The organism is Flavobacterium sp. 90 (assembly GCF_004339525.1).
In the GTDB taxonomy this organism is placed as follows: Bacteria; Bacteroidota; Bacteroidia; order Flavobacteriales; family Flavobacteriaceae; genus Flavobacterium.
Window position 1 is genome coordinate 3,220,984 of sequence record NZ_SMGE01000001.1, and the last position, 20,476, is coordinate 3,241,459.

20 protein-coding genes and 1 tRNA gene are annotated in these 20,476 nt (G+C 33.3%); 4 read left to right on the top strand and 17 right to left on the bottom strand.

Features of this window, described 5'->3' with window-relative positions; all coding sequences use genetic code 11:
* Positions 1–137 precede the first annotated feature (137 nt).
* A complete protein-coding gene (locus C8C83_RS13300) occupies positions 138–1,358 on the bottom strand; it encodes a Xaa-Pro peptidase family protein (RefSeq protein ID WP_121328982.1) in 1,221 nt (406 codons plus the stop codon).
* A gap of 171 nt (positions 1,359–1,529) precedes the next feature.
* Here C8C83_RS13300 and C8C83_RS13305 point away from each other — a divergent pair, with 171 nt between their 5' ends.
* On the top strand, positions 1,530–2,840 hold the full coding sequence (locus tag C8C83_RS13305; RefSeq protein WP_121328983.1) for a S28 family serine protease: 1,311 nt from the start codon (positions 1,530–1,532) through the stop codon (positions 2,838–2,840).
* Between the two features lie 117 nt (positions 2,841–2,957).
* Here C8C83_RS13305 and C8C83_RS13310 read toward each other — a convergent pair whose 3' ends face one another.
* The 6 genes from C8C83_RS13310 to C8C83_RS13335 all read right to left on the bottom strand — a co-directional run bounded on the left by C8C83_RS13310 (position 2,958) and on the right by C8C83_RS13335 (position 8,261).
* Entirely contained in the window at positions 2,958–3,578 is a 621-nt protein-coding gene (locus C8C83_RS13310; RefSeq protein ID WP_121328984.1) for a WbqC family protein, read from the bottom strand.
* Positions 3,579–3,665: 87 nt separating this feature from the next.
* Entirely contained in the window at positions 3,666–5,216 is a 1,551-nt protein-coding gene (lepB, locus tag C8C83_RS13315; RefSeq protein ID WP_121328985.1) for a signal peptidase I, read from the bottom strand.
* A gap of 67 nt (positions 5,217–5,283) precedes the next feature.
* The gene (gene dapB, locus C8C83_RS13320) at positions 5,284–5,985 is read right to left on the bottom strand and encodes a 4-hydroxy-tetrahydrodipicolinate reductase (RefSeq protein ID WP_121328986.1); all 702 of its coding nucleotides are present in this window, start codon (positions 5,983–5,985) and stop codon (positions 5,284–5,286) included.
* A 40-nt stretch (positions 5,986–6,025) separates the two neighbouring features.
* On the bottom strand, positions 6,026–6,586 hold the full coding sequence (locus tag C8C83_RS13325) for a DUF5683 domain-containing protein (RefSeq protein WP_099709386.1): 561 nt from the start codon (positions 6,584–6,586) through the stop codon (positions 6,026–6,028).
* Entirely contained in the window at positions 6,586–7,488 is a 903-nt protein-coding gene (locus C8C83_RS13330; protein ID WP_121328987.1) for a ParB/RepB/Spo0J family partition protein, read from the bottom strand. Before C8C83_RS13330 ends, C8C83_RS13325 begins: the two co-directional genes overlap by 1 nt.
* Before the next feature lie 5 nt (positions 7,489–7,493).
* Positions 7,494–8,261: an AAA family ATPase gene (locus C8C83_RS13335; RefSeq protein WP_053472385.1), complete on the bottom strand. Its 768-nt coding sequence runs from the start codon at positions 8,259–8,261 to the stop codon at positions 7,494–7,496.
* Between the two features lie 595 nt (positions 8,262–8,856).
* Between C8C83_RS13335 and C8C83_RS13340 the strand changes: the two genes are divergently transcribed.
* Positions 8,857–11,025 (top strand): hypothetical protein, encoded by a 2,169-nt coding sequence (locus C8C83_RS13340; RefSeq protein ID WP_121328988.1) that lies wholly within the window; start codon positions 8,857–8,859, stop codon positions 11,023–11,025.
* 125 nt (positions 11,026–11,150) lie between these two features.
* Here C8C83_RS13340 and C8C83_RS13345 read toward each other — a convergent pair whose 3' ends face one another.
* Entirely contained in the window at positions 11,151–11,555 is a 405-nt protein-coding gene (locus C8C83_RS13345) for a septal ring lytic transglycosylase RlpA family protein (RefSeq protein WP_121328989.1), read from the bottom strand.
* A gap of 801 nt (positions 11,556–12,356) precedes the next feature.
* Positions 12,357–12,431 (bottom strand) — tRNA-Pro (locus C8C83_RS13350).
* A 176-nt stretch (positions 12,432–12,607) separates the two neighbouring features.
* On the opposite strand from C8C83_RS13350, the gene trxB reads away from it, so the two are divergent.
* Positions 12,608–13,555: a thioredoxin-disulfide reductase gene (gene trxB, locus C8C83_RS13355; RefSeq protein ID WP_121328990.1), complete on the top strand. Its 948-nt coding sequence runs from the start codon at positions 12,608–12,610 to the stop codon at positions 13,553–13,555.
* A 158-nt stretch (positions 13,556–13,713) separates the two neighbouring features.
* Here trxB and C8C83_RS13360 read toward each other — a convergent pair whose 3' ends face one another.
* The 5 genes from C8C83_RS13360 to C8C83_RS13380 form a co-directional block, all read right to left on the bottom strand.
* Positions 13,714–14,547 carry a DUF2807 domain-containing protein gene (locus tag C8C83_RS13360; protein WP_233566068.1) on the bottom strand — a complete coding sequence of 278 codons (834 nt, stop codon included), beginning with the start codon at positions 14,545–14,547 and terminating at the stop codon, positions 13,714–13,716.
* An 86-nt stretch (positions 14,548–14,633) separates the two neighbouring features.
* Positions 14,634–15,368 (bottom strand): head GIN domain-containing protein, encoded by a 735-nt coding sequence (locus tag C8C83_RS13365; protein WP_121328992.1) that lies wholly within the window; start codon positions 15,366–15,368, stop codon positions 14,634–14,636.
* 3 nt (positions 15,369–15,371) lie between these two features.
* Positions 15,372–17,126, bottom strand: a complete 1,755-nt coding sequence (locus C8C83_RS13370; protein ID WP_121328993.1) for a PspC domain-containing protein — start codon at positions 17,124–17,126, stop codon at positions 15,372–15,374.
* A 3-nt stretch (positions 17,127–17,129) separates the two neighbouring features.
* Positions 17,130–17,462 (bottom strand): PadR family transcriptional regulator, encoded by a 333-nt coding sequence (locus tag C8C83_RS13375; protein WP_121328994.1) that lies wholly within the window; start codon positions 17,460–17,462, stop codon positions 17,130–17,132.
* Positions 17,463–17,656: 194 nt separating this feature from the next.
* Positions 17,657–18,136 (bottom strand): DUF4870 domain-containing protein, encoded by a 480-nt coding sequence (locus C8C83_RS13380; RefSeq protein ID WP_132011774.1) that lies wholly within the window; start codon positions 18,134–18,136, stop codon positions 17,657–17,659.
* Between the two features lie 231 nt (positions 18,137–18,367).
* Between C8C83_RS13380 and C8C83_RS13385 the strand changes: the two genes are divergently transcribed.
* The gene (locus C8C83_RS13385) at positions 18,368–18,820 is read left to right on the top strand and encodes a DUF4442 domain-containing protein (protein ID WP_068843992.1); all 453 of its coding nucleotides are present in this window, start codon (positions 18,368–18,370) and stop codon (positions 18,818–18,820) included.
* A 170-nt stretch (positions 18,821–18,990) separates the two neighbouring features.
* On the opposite strand, the gene C8C83_RS27230 is transcribed toward C8C83_RS13385, so the two are convergent.
* From C8C83_RS27230 to C8C83_RS13395, 3 genes are all read right to left on the bottom strand, one after another.
* A complete protein-coding gene (locus C8C83_RS27230; RefSeq protein ID WP_158235319.1) occupies positions 18,991–19,149 on the bottom strand; it encodes a hypothetical protein in 159 nt (52 codons plus the stop codon).
* Between the two features lie 193 nt (positions 19,150–19,342).
* Entirely contained in the window at positions 19,343–20,008 is a 666-nt protein-coding gene (locus tag C8C83_RS13390) for a hypothetical protein (protein ID WP_121328995.1), read from the bottom strand.
* 3 nt (positions 20,009–20,011) lie between these two features.
* A complete protein-coding gene (locus C8C83_RS13395; protein ID WP_121328996.1) occupies positions 20,012–20,437 on the bottom strand; it encodes a hypothetical protein in 426 nt (141 codons plus the stop codon).
* Positions 20,438–20,476: the final 39 nt, after the last annotated feature.

The following is a 20,476-nucleotide window of genomic DNA, read 5'->3' on the forward strand; positions in this document are numbered from 1 at the left end:
AAAAAAAACAGCGTGCCGTAGGTACGCAATGATATTATTTTGTTGCGTACCTACGGCACGCCAACGAATTTCAAATCTAATGACTACCGATATTGAGTGCCTAGCGGCACTTTTTTGTTTTTATTTAGAATAAAAAATTAATTTACATCAATACCAAAAGGATTCTCAATACTATGCATAGGAGTTGTAAACCATTTTGGACCTTCTGATGTCATGTAAAAATGATCTTCATGACGAATTCCAAATTGTCCCGGAATACAAATCATTGGTTCATTGCTAACAACCATTCCTTCCTGTAAAATTGTAGAATTACCTCTCACAAGATATGGGAATTCGTGAATGTCTAATCCTGTTCCGTGGCCCACACGATGAGGTAATCCCGGAAGTTCATAATCAGGGCTTAAACCTCCTGCGGCAATTACTTTTCGGGCAGCATCATCTACGGATCCGCAAGTGGCGCCCAATTGTGCTGCATCAAAAGCTGCTTTTTGAGCCGCTTTCTCTAAGTTCCAAATTTTTGTATGTGCTTCAGTTGGAGTTCCGTATATATAAGTTCGCGTGATATCAGATAAATAACCTTCTAAACGACATCCTGTATCAATTAATACAACGTCATTATCTTTTAAATCCTGCGGAACAGTAACGCCATGTGGATATTGAGAATCATCGGCAAAAAGAACAATGCAAAAGTATGAACCTGACGGAATCCCCGCTTTGATATGTGCACGATTTATAAAATCAACAACCGTTTCTACTTTTATTCCTGGATGCAAAATACGCGCAGCGGCGCGTTGCACAACCATCGTTATTTCTTTTGCTTGCTGAATAATAGCAATTTCATTTTCTGATTTTTGCATGCGACATCCTGCGGTAATAGCTTGTGCAGTCTCAAATTCATAAGTTGGATTAGCTTTGATTATTCCATCAACTAAAAAATAACCCGCAGATTCGTCCAAAGCAATTTTTCCTGTAGTGATGTTTTTATCCTCAAGTATTTTTCCAAATAAAACAGATGGAGATTCATGCTCTTCCCAACAATTAAGTTTACCGTCTATTTGTTTGTATTTTTTGAAAGTTCCTTCTTCGAATTTAGGAACAATGTATTCCAGACTTCCGTCTTCAAACAAGATTCCGCCAACCATTCTTTCAGAAGCATTCCATTTAGTTCCTGTAAAATAATATAAATTGGTTCCGGCATTTAAGTACAATGCCTCAAATCCCGCTTTTTTAATAAGAGACACTGCTTTTTGAATACGTGTTTGGTATTCTTCGGGCTGAATGGCTTTTACATTCAGTGTCATATTTTGTATTTTTTCCAGTTCTGTATTTACGTTAGATCCGCCAACTCCAATAGTCATCTTTTTTGTTTTAAGGTTAATGATTCAAGTTCATTTCAAAATTAAGATATTATTTCTGTATAGTTTTATTTTAACTTTAATCAGATAAAATAAAACAATTTAAGGGTAATATAATATCATATTTAGATTTGTATTGCCTGTATTTTTAGAAGCTCAATTAAATATCAAAAAATGCAAAAAATACAAAATTCATTAGTATTACTTTGTTTTGTTCTGATGTCCTTTTTTGGTTCAGCACAAACAACTTCAAATTTACACCAAAAGCTTGTTGAGTTATTTCCGAAAGCCGAAATTACCGTTATCGAAAATTTAGAAGGTTATTCAGAATCTTATCAATTGATTTTGGATGAACCATTAGACCATAAAAATCCGCAAAAAGGAACCTTTAAACATTATATTTATCTTTCTCATCTTGATTTTAATAAACCAATGGTTGTCGAAACGCATGGCTATAATACAGGTAATATTAAAAGTGAAGTAAGTAAGTTATTAAACGCAAATCAAATTGCGGTAGAGTATCGTTTTTACGGAAAATCGCGTCCGGAACCACTTCCGTGGGAATATTTGACAAACGATCAGGCTATTGCTGATTATCATGTTATTGTGACAAAATTAAAGCAAATATATTCCGGTAAGTGGGTCTCAACCGGAATCAGTAAAGGCGGAGAAACAGCGCTAATTTATAAGTCAAAATATCCAAATGATGTAGATGTTGCGATGCCTTATGTAGCGCCGCTAATTAATACGCAGGAAGATTCCAGAACAATAAATCATGACAGAACCATTGGAACGCCGGAATGCAGAGCTGCAATTACGGTGTTTCAAAGAGCGATTTTAGAAAATAGAGAAGCTGTTTTGAAAGAGTTTGCACAATATGCAGAAGCTAAAAAAATGACATTTGCAGAAGTTCCGTTTAATGAATCTTTAGAATATGCTGTTTTGGAATTTCCTTTTTCTTTCTGGCAGTGGGGAGGGAAATGTGAAGCTATTCCATCGCCAAAAGCTACTCCAAAAGAACTGTTTAATTATTTGAATGATATAGTCGGAATGGGAACTTATAATGACAAGAATTATTTTAATTATTTACCGTCGTATTATCAGCATTTGAGTGAACTTGGATATTATGGATTTGATTTAACTCCGGTTGTTGATTTATTACAGGTTGTAAAAAGTTCTTCAAATGACCGATTTGCGCCCAAAGATGTTGTAATAAAGTACAATCCGAAATACATCAAAAAAGTTAGAAAATATGTTGAAAATAAAGGAAATAAGATTTTATATATCTACGGAGGTTATGATACGTGGTTTTCGTGCTCTCCCACACCGAATCCTAAATTAGATGCATTGAAAATGGTTCTGCCAGCTGGAAGTCATTCTACGAGAGTTAAAAACTTCCCTGAAAAAGATCAGAAGTTAATTAAGGAAACCTTAAATAGATGGTTAGAAATAAAACCGTTAGAGTATAATGCTGAGGTGAAATAGAGATTCTTGTAATGCTCTTAACTGCAAAGGACGCAAGGTACAAAAGCGCAAAGTTCGCAAAGCTTAAAATAATCTTTGCGAACTTTGCGGAAACCTTTGCGCTCTTTGCGGTTAGGTTTAAACTAATAGTTTTTGTGTTTTCAAATAATCCATGGCAAATTTACCTTCATTGAAAAGTAAATCTAAAACACTTAAATTATTTACAAAACCATGTTTGTCATCAAAAACCTGAGTGTATTTTTCGAATGAGTTAAGGTCTTTTTTTCCGTTTGCCAAAACTCTAAAATCAGAAATTTTTTCTACTTCATGAAAATACTCTGTAGTTTTATTAAACTCCAGTTTCATACGCAGGCATTTTGTAGTGATGTCTAAAACTTCAAAATTTAAATCCATCAAAAATTTATGCTCTTTTTCAAATATCGGACGAATATCATCTTCAAAAAACTCAAAAAAAGGAGAACTTCTATAAGCTGCTTCCAGAGATTTGAAATGTTGTTTTTGCCAGTCAAATTCATTTTCAATTAACACATCTTTTGTTTTTTGATGTGGTGCTTTAGAATGCTTCACAGGAATATTCAATAACTGAATCCCATTTGGACTATAAATATAAGTACGATTTCTATTGGTCTGTTTTTGAAAATTATCTTCCGTTTCAAACGTAATACTTTCAGATTGAGCTATAACTGCAAAGTGGCTTATCGAAGGAAAATAGGTAGGAAGTAATAGTGATGAGTTCATTTGATTTTTTGTTTAATCGGTAAATCGTTTAACCGTACTTTTTGAGATACGATTAAACGATTTATCAGTTCAACGAATTAACGTTTTTTAAGCTTTATTTTCTTTTCTTTTTCTCCAGAAAAAATCTCCAACGAAGTAAAGAGCAAGAATAATTAGGAAATATTTAAAATAAGATTGTGGTTGTCCTTCACCATCAACAGTTGTAAATACTCTGTTCCAACGAACTTTATTAATTCCTTTTCCGTTAGTATCCCAGCTCATCCAGATGAAAACCGGTTTTCCTACGATGTGATCTTCGGGAACGTAACCCCAATAACGGCTATCTTCAGAGTTGTGACGGTTGTCTCCCATCATCCAATAGTAGTTTTGTTTGAAGGTATAAGTTGTTGCTGGTTTTCCGTTTATGATAAATTTTGAACCGTCCAATTGCAACGTGTTTCCTTCGTAGTTTGTAATGATTTCTTTGTAAAAAGGTAAAGATTCATTATTCAAAGCAACAGTTTTTCCTGCTTCAGGAATGTAAATCGGACCAAAATTATCCTGATTCCATTTGTTTATATGAGGGAAAATTGAATTGTCGTTTCCTTTTTGAATTTGTCTTATTACGCCAGTTATACCAGGAGTGTTTTTGAATCTCTCGGCACTAGCTTCTGTTAGGGCTCTAAAGTAAATTGTATCTTTTTTATCATTTGTATTAAAGCCGTCTGTTATGTCCAGCTCTTTAAATAAAGATTCAAAATCGATTGGAGTTTTCCCATCTAATGCAACTGCATAAGAATATTGTGGCTTAGCACGCTCTGGTAAAACTAATTTTTTTCCGTTTATAAAAACAAATCCGTCTTTGATAGACAAGCTATCTCCAGGAATACCAACGCATCTTTTTACATAATTCGATTTTTTATCGATTGGTTTTATAACCCCTGGTCTTCCTTTTTGTTCGTAAAAATAATGTACGGTATCAACCGGCCAGTTAAAAACTACAATGTCAGTTCGTTTTATTTTTTCTAAAGCTGGCAACCTAAAATATGGTAATTGCGGCCAGCTTAAATATGATTTACGTTTCATTAACGGTATAGAGTCGTGAACCATTGGTAATGCAATAGTTGTCATAGGTACTCTAGGACCGTAATTTACTTTACTAACAAACAAAAAGTCACCAATTAATAATGATTTTTCTAAAGATGAAGTAGGAATTGTATAAGGTTGTACTACATAAGTATGTACTAATGTTGCTACGATAATAGCAAAAAGTAAAGAACTTACTGTATCTGCTGCTTTATTTTCTGAAGTTAATGTACGATTGGCATTGTACTCTAATTTTTGAGTATAACTCACATAATAGATATAAAAGCCAAAAGTAAAAATTCCTAATACAGTATCTAAAGTAGATTTTTTTCCAAAAGTTCTTAAAGTCTCTACCCAAATAACCGGAAACATGATCAGGTTGATAATCGGAATGAAAAGTAAAATTGTCCACCAGGTTGGTCTTCCAATTATTTTCATTAAAACAATTGAATTATAAACCGGAATTGCTGCTTCCCAAGATTTTCTTCCTGCCGTCATGTACAATTTCCATGTTCCTATGAAGTGAATAATCTGAACTGCTAAGAAAAAAACAAACCAAAGATATAAAGTCATGATATTGTGTTTAAAGTTTTAGGATTAAGGTTTTAATTTGAAGTTTTACCTTAATACTTAAATCTGTTTATTTTAAGTTTAATACGTCTTTCATGTTATAAATACCAGTTTTCCCGGCAAGCCATTCTGCGGCGATAACGGCACCAAGAGCAAAACCTTCGCGATTGTGAGCAGTATGTTTTAATTCGATGCTGTCTACAATCGAATCGTATTTTACGGTATGAGTTCCCGGAACATCACCAATTCTTTTTGCTTCGATATGAATTTCGTTGTTTTTTGCTTCTTCTAAAGTCCAGTTAGCATAATTGCTGTTTTCAATAACGCCTTTTGCTAAAGAAATAGCTGTTCCGCTTGGAGCATCTAGTTTTTGAGTATGATGAATTTCTTCCATCGTAACTTTGTAAGAATCAAATTGTGCCATGATTTTGGCTAAATATTCATTTAATTCGAAGAAGATATTTACGCCTAAGCTAAAGTTGGAGCTTGAGATAAAACCTCCTTGTTTTTCATTACAAAGTGCTACCATTTCGTCAAAATGTTCTAACCATCCTGTTGTGCCTGAAACTACAGGAACATTAGCATGAAAGCAATTTGATATGTTGTCAACAGCTGCAGTAGGAACGCTAAAATCGATAGCAACGTCTGCATTAGAAAGTCCATCATATGTATTGTTCTCATCTTTTTTTAAAACAATTTCATGACCTCTTTCTAAAGCAATTCTTTCGATTACTTTTCCCATTTTTCCGTATCCTAAAAGCGCAATTTTCATTTTGTGTATTTTTTAATTTTTAAATAAAAACAAAAGTTATTTAAAAACGATAATTAAAAGTTAGTCCAACATTTGGTTTGAAAGTTACATCTGCCGGATAGATTTCTGGACGCATTGATAGTCTTTCGTTTACATTGAATTGAATTAAAGCTGCGTCAACGTTGGCATCAATAATGTTTAAAACATAAAAGGCAACAACAAATAATGCCGATAAGTCACGGTTTCGTTGATAGAATTTTTGTCCGGCAATAAGTCGGCTGTCATCTAAAAACTTGTAATTATCGTCATTGTAGCCTTCTAACCTTCGTTTGTAGGCATCGCGATAATCGTGGTATTTTTTGTTGTTGTCAATATAAAAGTATAAACTGGTACCTATTGCTCCATAAACAAGAGGAATTTTCCAGTACTTTTTATTATAGGCTTGACCTAAACCAGGTAAGATTGCAGAGTAAAACGCTGCTTTTGCTGGTGTAAGAGGATCTATTTCTTCTAACTTGGTAGTGTCTTTAGCTACCAAAACCGTTTCTTCTTTTGCCTGAGCAAAAAGAGAGACGGTTCCTATGAGAAAGAACAATAGACTTATGGGGACAATCTTATTCACTATCCGTTTATTAATTTTATAATTCTATTAAAGTCGGCTTCAGAATTAAAAGGAATTGTGATTTTTCCTTTTCCATTACCAGCGACTTTTACATCAACTTTCGCTCCAAAATAATCGTTGAAAGAGTTTTTTTGCGTTTCTCTAACTACAAATGAAGAATCAGGTTTAGCTTTTCCTTCTTCTTTTGGTTTTAAACTTTCGTGATAATTTTTTACTAAAGTCTCTGTTTCACGAACAGATAAATTTTGACTTACTATTTTTTGATAGATATCTGTTTGAATATCTAAATCTTCAATATTGATAATCGCTCTACCATGGCCCATGCTGATAAAACCATCACGAATACCGGTTTGAATAATTGGATCTAATTTTAAAAGACGCAAATAATTCGCAATTGTAGAACGTTTTTTTCCAACGCGCTCACTCATTTGTTCCTGTGTTAATTGAATTTCGTCAATTAAACGTTGGTACGAAAGAGCAATCTCGATTGGATCTAAGTCATGACGCTGAATGTTTTCAACCAAAGCCATAACCAAAGACTCATTGTCATTAGCAATACGAATGTAAGCCGGAACATGAGTTAAGCCAACTAAAGTCGAAGCACGAAGACGACGCTCTCCAGAGATTAATTGGTATTTATTGAATTCTAATTTTCGAACAGTTATAGGTTGAATTACGCCAAGTTCTTTGATAGAAGTAGCTAATTCACGTAATGATTCTTCATTAAAATTGCTTCTAGGCTGAAACGGATTTATTTCGATAGCACTTATTTCAAGCTCTATGATATTTCCAACAACTTTGTCAGCATTTTTATCTTCTGCTGATACAATGTCGTTTTCCGGATCTTTTAATAATGCTGATAATCCTCTTCCTAAGGCTTGTTTTTTAATTGCTTTTGTCATAAAAACTATTTGCTGTTTTTCTTTATAATTTCCTGAGCTAAATTAATGTAATTAACTGCTCCTTTGCTGGTTGCGTCATAGTTAATGATGCTTTCACCAAAACTTGGAGCTTCACTCAATTTTACATTTCGTTGAATTACGGTATCAAAAACCATATCGTTAAAGTGTTTTTGAACCTCTTCAACAACCTGATTTGATAAACGCAATCTTGAATCGTACATCGTTAGCAATAATCCTTCAATATCAAGATCAGGATTGTGTATTTTTTGAATACTTTTAATAGTGTTCAATAATTTTCCAAGACCTTCAAGTGCAAAATATTCACATTGAATTGGAATAACTACAGAATCAGCCGCAGTCAAAGCATTCAAGGTTAATAAACCTAATGAAGGCGCACAGTCGATAATGATGAAATCATATTCTTCTTTTGCTTCTTCTAATGCTTTTTTAAGCATATACTCACGGTTTTCTTTGTCAACCAATTCGATTTCGATCGCAACAAGGTCAATGTGAGCAGGGATCACATCAACATTTGGCGCTGAACATTTTAAAATGGCTTCTTTTGGCGTTATTGTATGTTCAAGAATTTGGTAAGTTCCAAGTTCAACAGATTCTACGTCAATCCCAAGGCCAGATGTAGCATTAGCCTGAGGATCAGCATCGATCAATAATACTTTTTTCTCTAAAACACCTAATGAGGCTGCAAGATTTACAGATGTTGTCGTTTTTCCAACGCCTCCTTTTTGATTAGCAATCGCAATGATTTTGCCCATTTATTTTCTGAATTTTGAACCGTAAAAATACAATTATTTATGGTTTCTGAAAATCTATTTTGTTAACATTTCTAAAACTTCGGTAAGCCTTTGTTTCGTGCGTCTTTTACGGATTTTATTTTTTGCCATATTAGAAAATACTAACGAAATTTCGTTCGGTTTATTTCTTTTTTTAGCTGAAAGAATATGTTAATTTATAATTTGTACGTGTAAAATCAACATTCTTTTTTTGAGTTTTTCTTTTTAATGGGAAATCGTTGAATGTTGATGTTGTTTTTTTTGCTCTGAAAGTTCTTCGGTCATTAGATTTATAATAATAGGTCAAGCACGGGAATTTTATTCTGTATAATTATGTATTACCATTTAGTAAATAAGCATCTGTAATATTTTTCATTTTCTAAATTCTATTAACTGAAAAAAAAGCATAAGGAAAGAAAGTACTTATTGTTTAGGTCTTTTTACGCTGTTAAATGGCAAATTGTATAGTTTTTGATCGGAAATTTGAAACTAAAAGTGAACTTACAGGTTAAAGATTATGACTATTTTTCGAATCCCGAAAAACTATTATTTCTATTAAACCCAAAAAGATTTATTTATGATTAAAAAGTTAATCTCAGTATTTACTGTATTTGCAGTTATGCTGATGTTATGCAGTTTTGTAACATCCAATTCATCTGATGAAAAAAATCAGCAGAATGATCTAAAAGGCAAAATTGTCTACAACAAGAAAAAGCATAATATCACACTGTCGTGGCCAGCATTTGGTTCATCTGGAAATTATATAATTACAAGAGGAGGAAGTCGTCTGGCATCCGATTTTGTGTCTGTAGGTTCAACTTCTAAATTATCATTTATAGATAATAAACCCAATACAGATAAGTATGAGAACTATTATAAAATTACTCGTAACGGAATCACAATAATAATTTCGTTGGAAAATCAGATTTTCGGCAGCAATATGTATTTCTACGATAGGAAATATGAAAAAGCCGAAACTGCCCGAAACAATATTAACTCACAGTTTAGTACTATTGGTCTTGGCGGATCAAATGGCGAGTGGACAACAAAACGTCAGGCTTATTATTTTAAAACAAATGTTAAGGATCAAACGTATGATTCAGGCGGATCAGGTTCTGCGTCATCGGCGGAAGCTAATTCAATAGAATTAGGATTTTATTCTCACATTGGAGGTTTGGGCAGAGTTCCGTCAGATGTTAAATTGGGTTCTATATTCACCAGACCTCATCTTTCAGGTGGGGCAAATGCTACGTGTACGTTTTGGCGCTCTGTAGAAAATGTTGAAGTAATGCGAGATTTTGCGTGGACAGTTTCTCAATCAACCAGCGCACGAAGAATGCTGATTGAAAGTACATCAAAATATATTTCAGATATTGGAGATACTAACTTTTGGGGAAGCGGTGGTTTTATTGCCGATACGCATTATACTTCTTCCAGACCAAACTGGGGCGGACAGCAGCAATGGTACACGAGAAATTCTATTTTTCCTTCTGGTTCAGGGGCAATGGGAGGTTCGTATAATATGGTTTGGCAAGGTTGTGTTAATTCTCCGCAAGAAGATGAAGCGAATTCTCCAGTTTCAACTACGCCTATTATTAGAGAAAAACCTTTTCTTTTTATAGATAAAGATGGCGAATACAAAGTGTTTGTTCCGGCATGGCAAAAGGACAGAGTTGGGATTTCCTGGTCGGCAACTGATATGGGAAAAGGTGAAATTCAAGATTTGCTTACAGATTGGTATGTTACCAAAGAAGGCGACACCGATTTGGAAATTAACAATGCATTAAAAGCAGGAAAAAATATATTTTTCACTCCGGGACATTATACTTTAAATGCCCCAATTCAGGTAAACAGAAAAGATGTAATACTTTTAGGTGCTGGTATTGCTGCGGTAACATTAGAACCTAGCGAGAAAAATACTTGGGGATGTATCTATGCTGATGATAAAGACGGAATTATTATTGCCGGACTTCTTATGGATTCATTTAATAGTACGATTTATCAAGTTAGAATTGGTAACGAAGGAGCAAATGCGGACCATTCTGCAGATCCAATTTTGCTTTCAGATATTACTTGCAGAGTAGGAGGTGTTCAGTCAAAAAATATTCAGATACACGCTTCAATGCAAATAAACAGTAATAATGTCGTGGGTGACCACTTCTGGCTTTGGCGTGCCGATCATGGTTCGCAACGTGGCGGAACTGCGCGTTGGCTAAGAGACAGATGTAAAAACGGACTTATCGTAACAGGTAATGATGTTACGCTTTATGCTTTATTTGTTGAGCACTTTCAGGAATATGAAGTGTTATGGTTAGGAGAACGCGGCAGAACTTATTTCTTTCAAAACGAACCGCCATATGATGCACCAAATCAAGCAAGCTGGAATAGTCAAGGAGGAAAAGTTGATGGTTATGCAGCATTTAAAGTTGCCAATACGGTAAAAGAACATCATACTATCGGAATGGGTTCTTATGCGGTTTTTACAGGAAACGATGGTATTGTAAACAAGAAAAATGGATTTGAAATACCTAATAGCCCAAATGTAAAACTCGAAAAAATGTGCATCACTCGTTTTGCTGGTTCTGGAAATATTCTAAACGTTGTTAATAGCACGGGCGGAAGCACAGCAACTGGTGTAAAACGCATAGTGTTATATAATAATAGTGCAGGAACACAACCTTACGATGAGAGCTTCGATTTGCCAAATCGAGAATCTTATCCTTCATATATTATTATGGAGAAATAAGGGGATGTACATTCATATTAGAAAACTTTTCAAATAAAAAAAAAACTCTGAAGACTAATCGATCTTCAGAGTTTTTTTATTTCCCAATATTATATCTAATAGTTTAATATTATGAAGCAGGATTTTTAATTTGTCAAAATTTCAATAGTTACATACTCTAATCCGCTTTGTTTATTTGAAGCAATATCCATAAAAGCTTTTTTGCTTAAATCAATTTCTCTTCCTTTTATAAAAGGACCTCTGTCAGTAACTTTTACAATGACGGATTTATTATTTTTCTCGTTTGTGATTTTTAGTTTTGTTCCAAAAGGGAATTTTTTGTGAGCGGCAGTCAGTTTATCGTTGTCGAATCTTACGCCACTTGCTGTTTTTCTTCCGTTAAATTTATCATGATAATAAGAGGCATGTGCATTTTTCTTGTATAATTGAAGAGTATCGGTTTTTGAATTTTCAGCTATAAGTTCAGAACTTTTTTGAGCAGTTGTTATTGTTGAAACAAGAAATAGAAGATACAGTAATATTTTTTTCATTTTTAAAATTTCTAATTTTTGACAAAAAAAGATTATTCTAAAAAAGATGATATATAGTATAGGATTTATTTATGCAAAGAAAAGACTTTTGTCGGGGTGGTAGTCCCGAAAGCTTTCGGGAGAACCTGCGGCCTTCCCGATTTTCAATCGGGACGCTATAATTGTTCTCTGTTGTTGATGATATTTGAACATAGCCCGTGGTTTCAACCATGGGACACAATGCATCATCGCAATACGTTTCCCATGGTTGAAACCACGGGCTATGGTTGAAACGGAAATGTTTTTAGTTTGATTTTTACTTTAAAGCAAAAAAAAAGTCTCTCCATTTCTGAAAAGACTTTTGTCGGGGTGGCAGTCCCGAAAGCTTTCGGGAGAACCTTTGGTCTTCCCGATTTCCAATCGGGACGTGATAGCCGTTCAGAATTAATTTATGTTTTAAAAGATTTTGAGTTATATGCAAAAAAAAAAGTCTTTCCATTTGTGAAAAGACTTTTTTGTCGGTGTGGCAGTCCCGAAAGCTTTCGGGAGAACCTGCGGCCTTCCCGATTTCCAATCGGGACGTGATAACCGTTCAGAATTAATTTATGTTTTAAAAGATTTTGAGTTATATGCAAAAAAAAAGTCTTTCCATTTGTGAAAAGACTTTTTTGTCGGGGTGGCAGTCCCGAAAGCTTTCGGGAGAACCTTTGTTCTTCCCGATTTCCAATCGGGACGTGATAACCGTTCAGAATTAATTTATGTTTTAAAAGATTTTGAGTTATATGCAAAAAAAAAGTCTTTCCATTTCTGAAAAGACTTTTGTCGGGGTGGCAGGATTCGAACCTGCGGCCTCCTGCTCCCAAAGCAGGCGCGATAACCGGGCTACGCTACACCCCGAAGATGTATTTGTTGTACTGCCCGTAAGCGGATGCAAATATAGTAATAAATTTGATTTGCAAAAGAAAAAAGTGAAAATAAATAAAACTTATTTCGAGATAGTTATTTAGGATTTGTTTTGGGTGCAAATTTTTATAATAAAGTTTACATTTGCATCACTAAAAACTATACATACTATGTCAGATACAATCGAAAAAATTAAATGCCTAATTATTGGTTCTGGTCCTGCAGGATATACTGCGGCTATTTATGCTGCCAGAGCAAATATGAATCCAGTATTATATCAAGGAATGCAGCCTGGAGGTCAGTTGACTACAACTAATGAAGTAGAAAATTTCCCTGGTTATGTTGATGGAGTTACAGGACCTGAAATGATGATTCAGTTACAAGAACAAGCAAAACGCTTTGGTGCTGATATTCGTGATGGTTGGGCTACTAAAGTTGATTTTTCAGGTGATATTCATAAAGTTTGGATTAACGATACAATCGAATTGCACTGTGAAACCGTTATAATTTCTACAGGAGCATCAGCAAAATATTTAGGATTACCATCAGAACAACATTATTTACAAATGGGAGGCGGAGTTTCTGCTTGTGCCGTTTGCGACGGATTTTTCTACCGCAATCAGGAAGTTGTAATTGTTGGAGCAGGAGATTCAGCTTGTGAAGAAGCGCATTACTTATCTAAACTTTGTAAAAAAGTAACAATGCTGGTAAGAAGTGAGAAATTCAGAGCTTCTAAAATCATGGAAGACCGCGTTCGTAAAACCGAAAACATCGAGATTTTAATGAATCACGATACAGTAGAAGTTTTAGGAGATGAGAATGTTGTTCATGCAATCAAAGCAAAAAACAAAACAACAGGTGAAGTTTTTGATATTCCTGCAACAGGATTTTTCGTTGCAATTGGTCATAAACCAAATACAGATATCTTCAAAGAGTATATTACGCTTGACGAAACTGGTTATATCATAAATACTCCGGGAACTTCTAATACAAATGTACCAGGTGTTTTTGTTGCCGGTGATGCTGCAGATCATGTGTACCGTCAGGCAATTACTGCTGCAGGTACAGGATGTATGGCTGCACTTGACGCCGAAAGATATTTGGCTTCAAAAGAGTAAGAATCAGTCTCAGTCACAGTATTCAGTTTTTGTTGAAACGTGAAAAAGGCTATAAAACAAAAAGTCCCAATCTTAATTAAGATTGGGACTTTTTGTTTGTTTTAAATAATTTAATAGGTTTCAGACTGAAAACTGAAACTGAAAACTGTGAATAGATTCTATTTTATCTTCTTAAAAAGTTTTGCTTCCTCAGAGAAACGGGTTAATTGAATGGCTGGATTTCCAAAAAGAGAAAGTTCCGCTTTATCTCCAATTGCTAATGAAACGGTAGTTTCTGCCAAAATACTTCCAACAGAATAACTTTCCGCAGTAATGTTTGCATCTTTTAGAGTAAATTTTGTTCCTGTAAAAATTGAATTATTATCTAGTCGTATAGTTGCTTTCTCTGCAATTCCTTCAATAGCGGCATTAGATTTTTGATATAAATCACATTTGAATTTTATTGCTGATACTAATGTCTTAATAGAGGCAGATTTACTCAATTGCAAACTTGCATCTTCAGATTTTAAATTCAATTCTGTTTTTGATTTATCATCAGCGATTAAGGTGAATTTTTTTGCATTTACATTCAAAAATAATTTAGAAAAATCAACACTATTAAAAGTAATATCATCCAGCTGAACTTCCTGAATGGCATAGATTATAGCTTCATTTTTAGCAATTACATTCTTTAAGGAACTTGTGTATGTAATACGCACGCTAAGCTTTTTGAAGATGGTACTTTCTTTCGAAGTATATAAGCGAAGTGTTTTATCTCTTAAATCCATTGCGATGATATCATGTAAATTGTCATCGGCTTCAATTCTAATTTCGTTTTTTTCTCCTTTTTCCAAATAAACCTCCAGATTATCGTCGGCTTCGATAGCGTCAAAATCTCCAACTTCTTTTTGTGATACAGTAACAATTTTAGAACCTTTTATTTTTTCTCTTTTTTGAGCAAAAGTTAATGTTGTAACTAGTAATAATAGGATTAGGGCTGCATGTTTTTTCATTAATTCTAGATTTGATTTTGACAAATATAAAAAAATCATCCACTTTTGATGAATGATTTCTTTTATATTTAACAGATAAATAAAGTTTAGCCCTGACTAATGCTTCCTCCTGAACTAGCAGTTTTTTCAATTGTTTTAGGAGCATTGTTATAATTAATACTTCCTCCACTTGATGCACCGGCTTTCAGACTCAAAATAGGGTGAACTTCCAGATTTCCTCCGCTTGAAGCATCTGCTTCAATTTCATTTGCGAATAATTTACCTGCATTTACACTAGATCCGCTTGAAGCTCTTGCAATTGTTTTTAAAGCTTTCCCTTCGATTGTAATAGAACTTCCGCTGCTTGTTATACATGAAATGTTGTCTGATTCTACATTTACATCCATTGTTGCGGCACTTGATGTTTCTAATTCTATATCTTGTCCCTGAATAACATTTTTACTCGCTACAGATGCAGCGCTTGAAGCTTCTATTTTGTTAATAACAGGCATTTTAACAGTCACCTTTTTTTGAGAGATGTTACGGAAAGAATTGAATTTACATCTAATTACTAAAGTTCCATTTTCAACCGTAGTTTCAATTTCTTTCTGCAAGTTATCATCAGCTTCTACAGTAATTGAAGTAGAATCGGATTGTTCGATAACTAAATCGATCGCATTGCTCACTCTGATATTTTTAAAATCTCCCTGAACAATTCTTTTCTCGGTCGTTACATTTCCACTTCCTTCAATAGTATTCATGTTTAAATTACATGAAGCAAATAATAATGCGGTTAATGTAACAACAATAAATTTCGTAATATGAATGATTATTTTTATCATGGCTTAGTTAATTTTGATTATAACTCCGTTTTTATCAGTGGTTAATTTTCCTGATGTTTTTTTTCCGTTTAAAACTTCTTTTCCATTTATTTTAATCGATACTTCTTTTACAGTATCGTTGTTAATTATTCTGCCTTCATCGTCGTATTCATAATCATTGTCTCCATCGTTGTCTCCGTCATTATATTCATTTTCTTCTGCTGGACAGTTTAGACATTTAATTTTTGATCCTTCAACTTTATAGTTATAGTCTCCGCTAAAGTGTAAGTTGAAAAAATCATTGTCAGAGTCGTCATAATCCTGAACTGAAGCATCTGGTTTAAACAATTGTCCTTCTGGCAAGTACAAATATACATCAACTTCCTGACCTCTAAATTTGTTTTTTACATCTGTTAAAAAGTAATTATCAAGAACTAAATGATTACCATTGATTTGATATTTATAGTTGATTTTTTCAGCTCTTTGTCTTGCATTTATAAATGAATTTCCTCTTGCGCTTTTCTCTATTTGTAGATACGCAGTTGGTTTATCAGTATGCAAAACATGTAAACGAACGTCAGTAGAATAAATCAATTGATTGTTGGCAGAATCCTGAACAAATTCAAAATCTCTATGTTGATTAAGGCTTTTAGCGTAGTAATCATTGTATCTGAATTTTACATAAAGAGTATCTTCTGCACGAACAGTGATTTCTTTTTTCTCAATCGTTTTGTTGTCATAAGAAAGTTCTGTTGCTTGTTTAATTCCAATACTTATTGCGATTGTAATTGCGATAATCCAGATTGCCAACAAAGTATATTTTGTTATGTTTCCAATTGATTTTAAGTTTGGAGATAACAATTTGAAACCTAAAAGAGTCAAAAAGAAAAACGGAATTCCAATTGCAAAGAACATCAATAAACCAAATGACCAGATTGGGTAATCAGTAAAGTTTCCGGCTTCTACAAAGTTTTGCCAGGGAAAATCAATAAAGATGTTTGTTCCCAAAGTAAAAACTCCAATCAATAATGCGATCAAAACACTAATTCCTGATATGATTAAGATTACTCCTAAAAATTTAGCAAAGATTTTAAAAACCGTCATAACAAAGTCTCCAAATGAACTACTTATTCTCTCAGCTCCCGACTTTACCTGGTTTCCCATTGCATCATAATCTGCATTTTTGAATTTATCAGATAAGTTTTCAATTTCTTCACGAACCTTTTTTTCGATGTTCGAAATTGTAACCGGTTCTCCAGTCATTTCCAATTTCTCAGAAGTTGTAATCGCTTCCGGAGTTACAACCCAAAGAACAAAATAAGCTAAAATACCTGTTCCAAAACCTGCGAAAACAAATACTAAGAATATGATTTTAATCCAAACAGCGTCAATTCCAAAATAATGTCCTAAACCTGTTGCAACACCACCAATCATACCTTTTTCTTTATCACGGTATAATTTTTTATGTTTTCTTGTACCGTAATCATTAAAAGACTGATTTGGTTTTTCTTCGTCTTCAATAATGTAGTCCTCAGGTTGTCCCATAACCGCAATCACTTCGTCAACGTCTTTTAAGCCTACAACATGTTTTTCACTTTTTTGTTTTTCTGTTAATAATTCAGAAACACGCATTTCGATATCTTTAATAATTTCATCTTGACCAGACGAGTTGTTAAGTGATCGTTTTATAGCGTCAAAATAGCGTGTCAATTTTAAATATGCGTCTTCATCGATGTGAAAAAACATACCGCCTAAGTTAATATTTACTGTTTTGTTCATGACTTATTGATTTTGATTGGTGATTAGATTTACGGCGTCAGACAATTCTGTCCAGGTTCCGCTAAGTTCTTTTAAAAATGTTTGTCCTATTTCGGTTAATCCATAATATTTTCGTGGTGGCCCAGAGGTTGATTCTTCCCAACGATAATTTAGCAAACCGTCGTTTTTCAGCCTAGTCAAAAGCGGGTAAACTGTTCCCTCAACAACTAGTAATTTTGCGTTTTTTAAAGTGTCTAATATCTCTGATGTATAAGCGTCTTTTTCTTTCAATACTGATAAGATGCAAAACTCAAGAACACCTTTGCGCATCTGTGCTTTTGTGTTTTCAATGTTCATAATTTCATTTTGTTTTTTTTAGATTGAACAATTCGTTTTTTGATTGATGATGATTGATTGATGATTGATTGATGATTGATTTCGAAACAATTCTTGTTGATTGCTTGTAAAGTTTCGACTATAACTTTTAATTTTTTTATGTCACACTGAGCGAACTCAATGTCAGGCTGAGCGAAGTCGAAGCCCCTTTTTTATTACTTTATAAAATTGATTGTCAAAGGATATTTATACAATTCTCCGTTTGAAGCTTTTATAGAAGCATAAATCACTAAAAAGAATTCAACAAATTTTAATACTCCAAAAAGCACTACTGCTGTCGCTCCAATACTTAATAATCCAATGTTTCCTTGAAAATTAAAATTTCTAATATAAAAATCGTCATTGTTAAAAATAGCTTCCACTGGAAGATTTTGAAAAACAACAGCGATAAAAATCGGAATTGCGATTAAAGCCAAAATCAAAGTGTAAAGCAATACGCTTAACTGAAAATTTAGCGCTTGTTTTCCGTGGTGATTTACAAATTCTGATTTGTCTTTGTAGCTCGACCAGATCAATATTGGAAAAATATAATTCCCAAACGGAATAATATACTGACTCAAAGTACTTAAATGTGTGAACGTTGCAGTGTTTCTTTCTGATGATGTTTCCATGATGAGTGGTGTTGTTGTTTCCATGATTAAAAGTATATAGTAATTTCTTATACAAATATATGGCTAAAAGACAGTATCTTGTTTTGCATAGTACTAATTATTAACAAAATTTTAACAAATATGAAATTTAAAATTGCCTTATAATCAGCTGAAAATCATTGTTAAGTATTGATTTTACTGGAAAAACAGGAAAGTAATTGTAATTTATTGTGCGTGCATAGTTTTTTTGTATTTTTACATAAAAAAATAAATATCATGGCAATTTCAGTTTCCAAACTCAACAAATTTGTATTATTCAAATTACCATCAGCATACATTTGTGGTGTACGTGTAAAAGCAATCGACGAAGACAGATGCGTTGTGAGTGTAAAACACAGATGGATTAATCAGAATCCTTTTAATTCGATGTACTTTGCAGTTCAGGCAATGGCAGCTGAGTTAACAACAGGAGCTTTAGTGATTTCTCAAATTCAGCAAAGCGGAAAAAAAATCTCAATGTTGGTTGCCAATAATAAAGGAAACTTCACCAAAAAAGCTACCGGAAGAATAACATTCGTTTGTAACGACGGACATTTAATCGCCGAAGCAATCCAAAGAACAATCGCAACAGGCGAGGGGCAAACCTTCTGGATGAAATCTATTGGAACAAATGAAGAAGGCGTTCAGGTCTCAGAAATGGATTTTGAATGGAGCGTAAGAATTAAATAGTTTTAAAGTTTTTGCCACGAATTTCACGAATTTTCACAAATTCAAGATGCTTAATGCATTTTGTAGAAAAAAATAATTCGCGAAAATTCGTGAAATTCGTGGCAAAAAAATAACGATAAAAAAAAATGCCTCAAATATTTGAGGCATTTTACTTTTAAAACGTGTTATGCTTATTTCTTAGCGCAACATTTTTTGTCTTTTTTGTCAGCAGTTTTTTTGCAGCAAGATTCTTTTTTAGCTTTTTCTTTTTTAGGAGCTGGTGTTGTGTCTTGTGCTTGTAATCCAATTGTGAATAAAGCGATCGCTAAAACGGTAAATAATTTTTTCATTTTTTATTTCATTTAATTGTTAGTACTTTTCTTTTTTTTGATTGAAGATTTGATTCAAATATAATACGATTTAGTTTTAGAATTTGTCAATGATAAGTTAATGCCTGTCAAAGAAGTATTAAATTTAAAACTAACCTTTCTTTAATCTTTTTCTGAAACAGCTGTGTTGTTAATCTTTGTACATAATACCTCATTAAGAAATCCAGCCATCTTCTATTTTATCAACGACCCATTTATCATTTACTTTTTTAATATAGATTAGATATCCATATCCGCACAAACCACCACATTCAATTCCTGCAGTGAGAACGCCATATTTTTTTTCATCATCAAACTGAATTCTGCTTAGAATAACTATTCCTGGTACAGAATAGCAACATTCATTATAAAATTTCCTGTCATTTCCACGGGGTATTCTGGAAACATATTTAAGATGAAAAGCGGTATATGCATCCAGTTTTTTTCTGTCTAGTTTAAAATCAAGCGTATCCGTAACATTGTCTTTTGATATTACAGCATCTTTAAAATGTTCGTGAAGTGCTTTAGAATTGTCTCTTACAGCCAATTCATCAAAGAAAACAAGATCAACAGGAAATTTCTTTTGTTTAGATTCGGCTAGTTCTTTATTGAATCGTTTTTTTGATTCATTTCGTCTATTCAATTTATATTCCGACGGATCTATTCCCGGAGGCGCAGGCGGAACATAAGTTAACACAGCATTTACCCAAACCGAATCAATAAGAGCCGGATAAACCTCATAAAACACCTCTTTTTCAAATTGTAAATCTTTCTCTTTATTATTACAGCTTGTCAAGATTATTCCAGAAATAAGAAATAGTACAAAATAGATTTTTCTCATCTTTTAATTCGTTAAATCATCATTAATATTGATGTTTACTGCTGTTTTCCACCAAAAACCTTCTTGGTTTTTTATCAATATTTTTTCAATTGATTTTTGTGATTTATAAACGGTTTTATAGTCATTATTCTCAATTTCAATTCTTTTTACATCTTCGGCGACAGTTTTTAGTAAATTTTCATTCCAAACCCCTATTCCAAAATATATTCCATCTTCATTTTCTCCGGTATTATATGGTTCTAAGTTAAATACGATCGAATCTCCGACTTTTATATCATTCAAGCGTTCAAATTGTGTTTTTGGATTTATGACCAATTTAACTTTCACATTGTTTTTTCCTTTGTTTATGAAATTAATAGTATGAGCGGGATCACAACTCATTAAGATTAGTGGAAGAATAAGAAGTATTAAAAAACTTTTTTTAGTCATTTTGGATTAATTGATTTTAGAATATAATTAAAAGTTAGT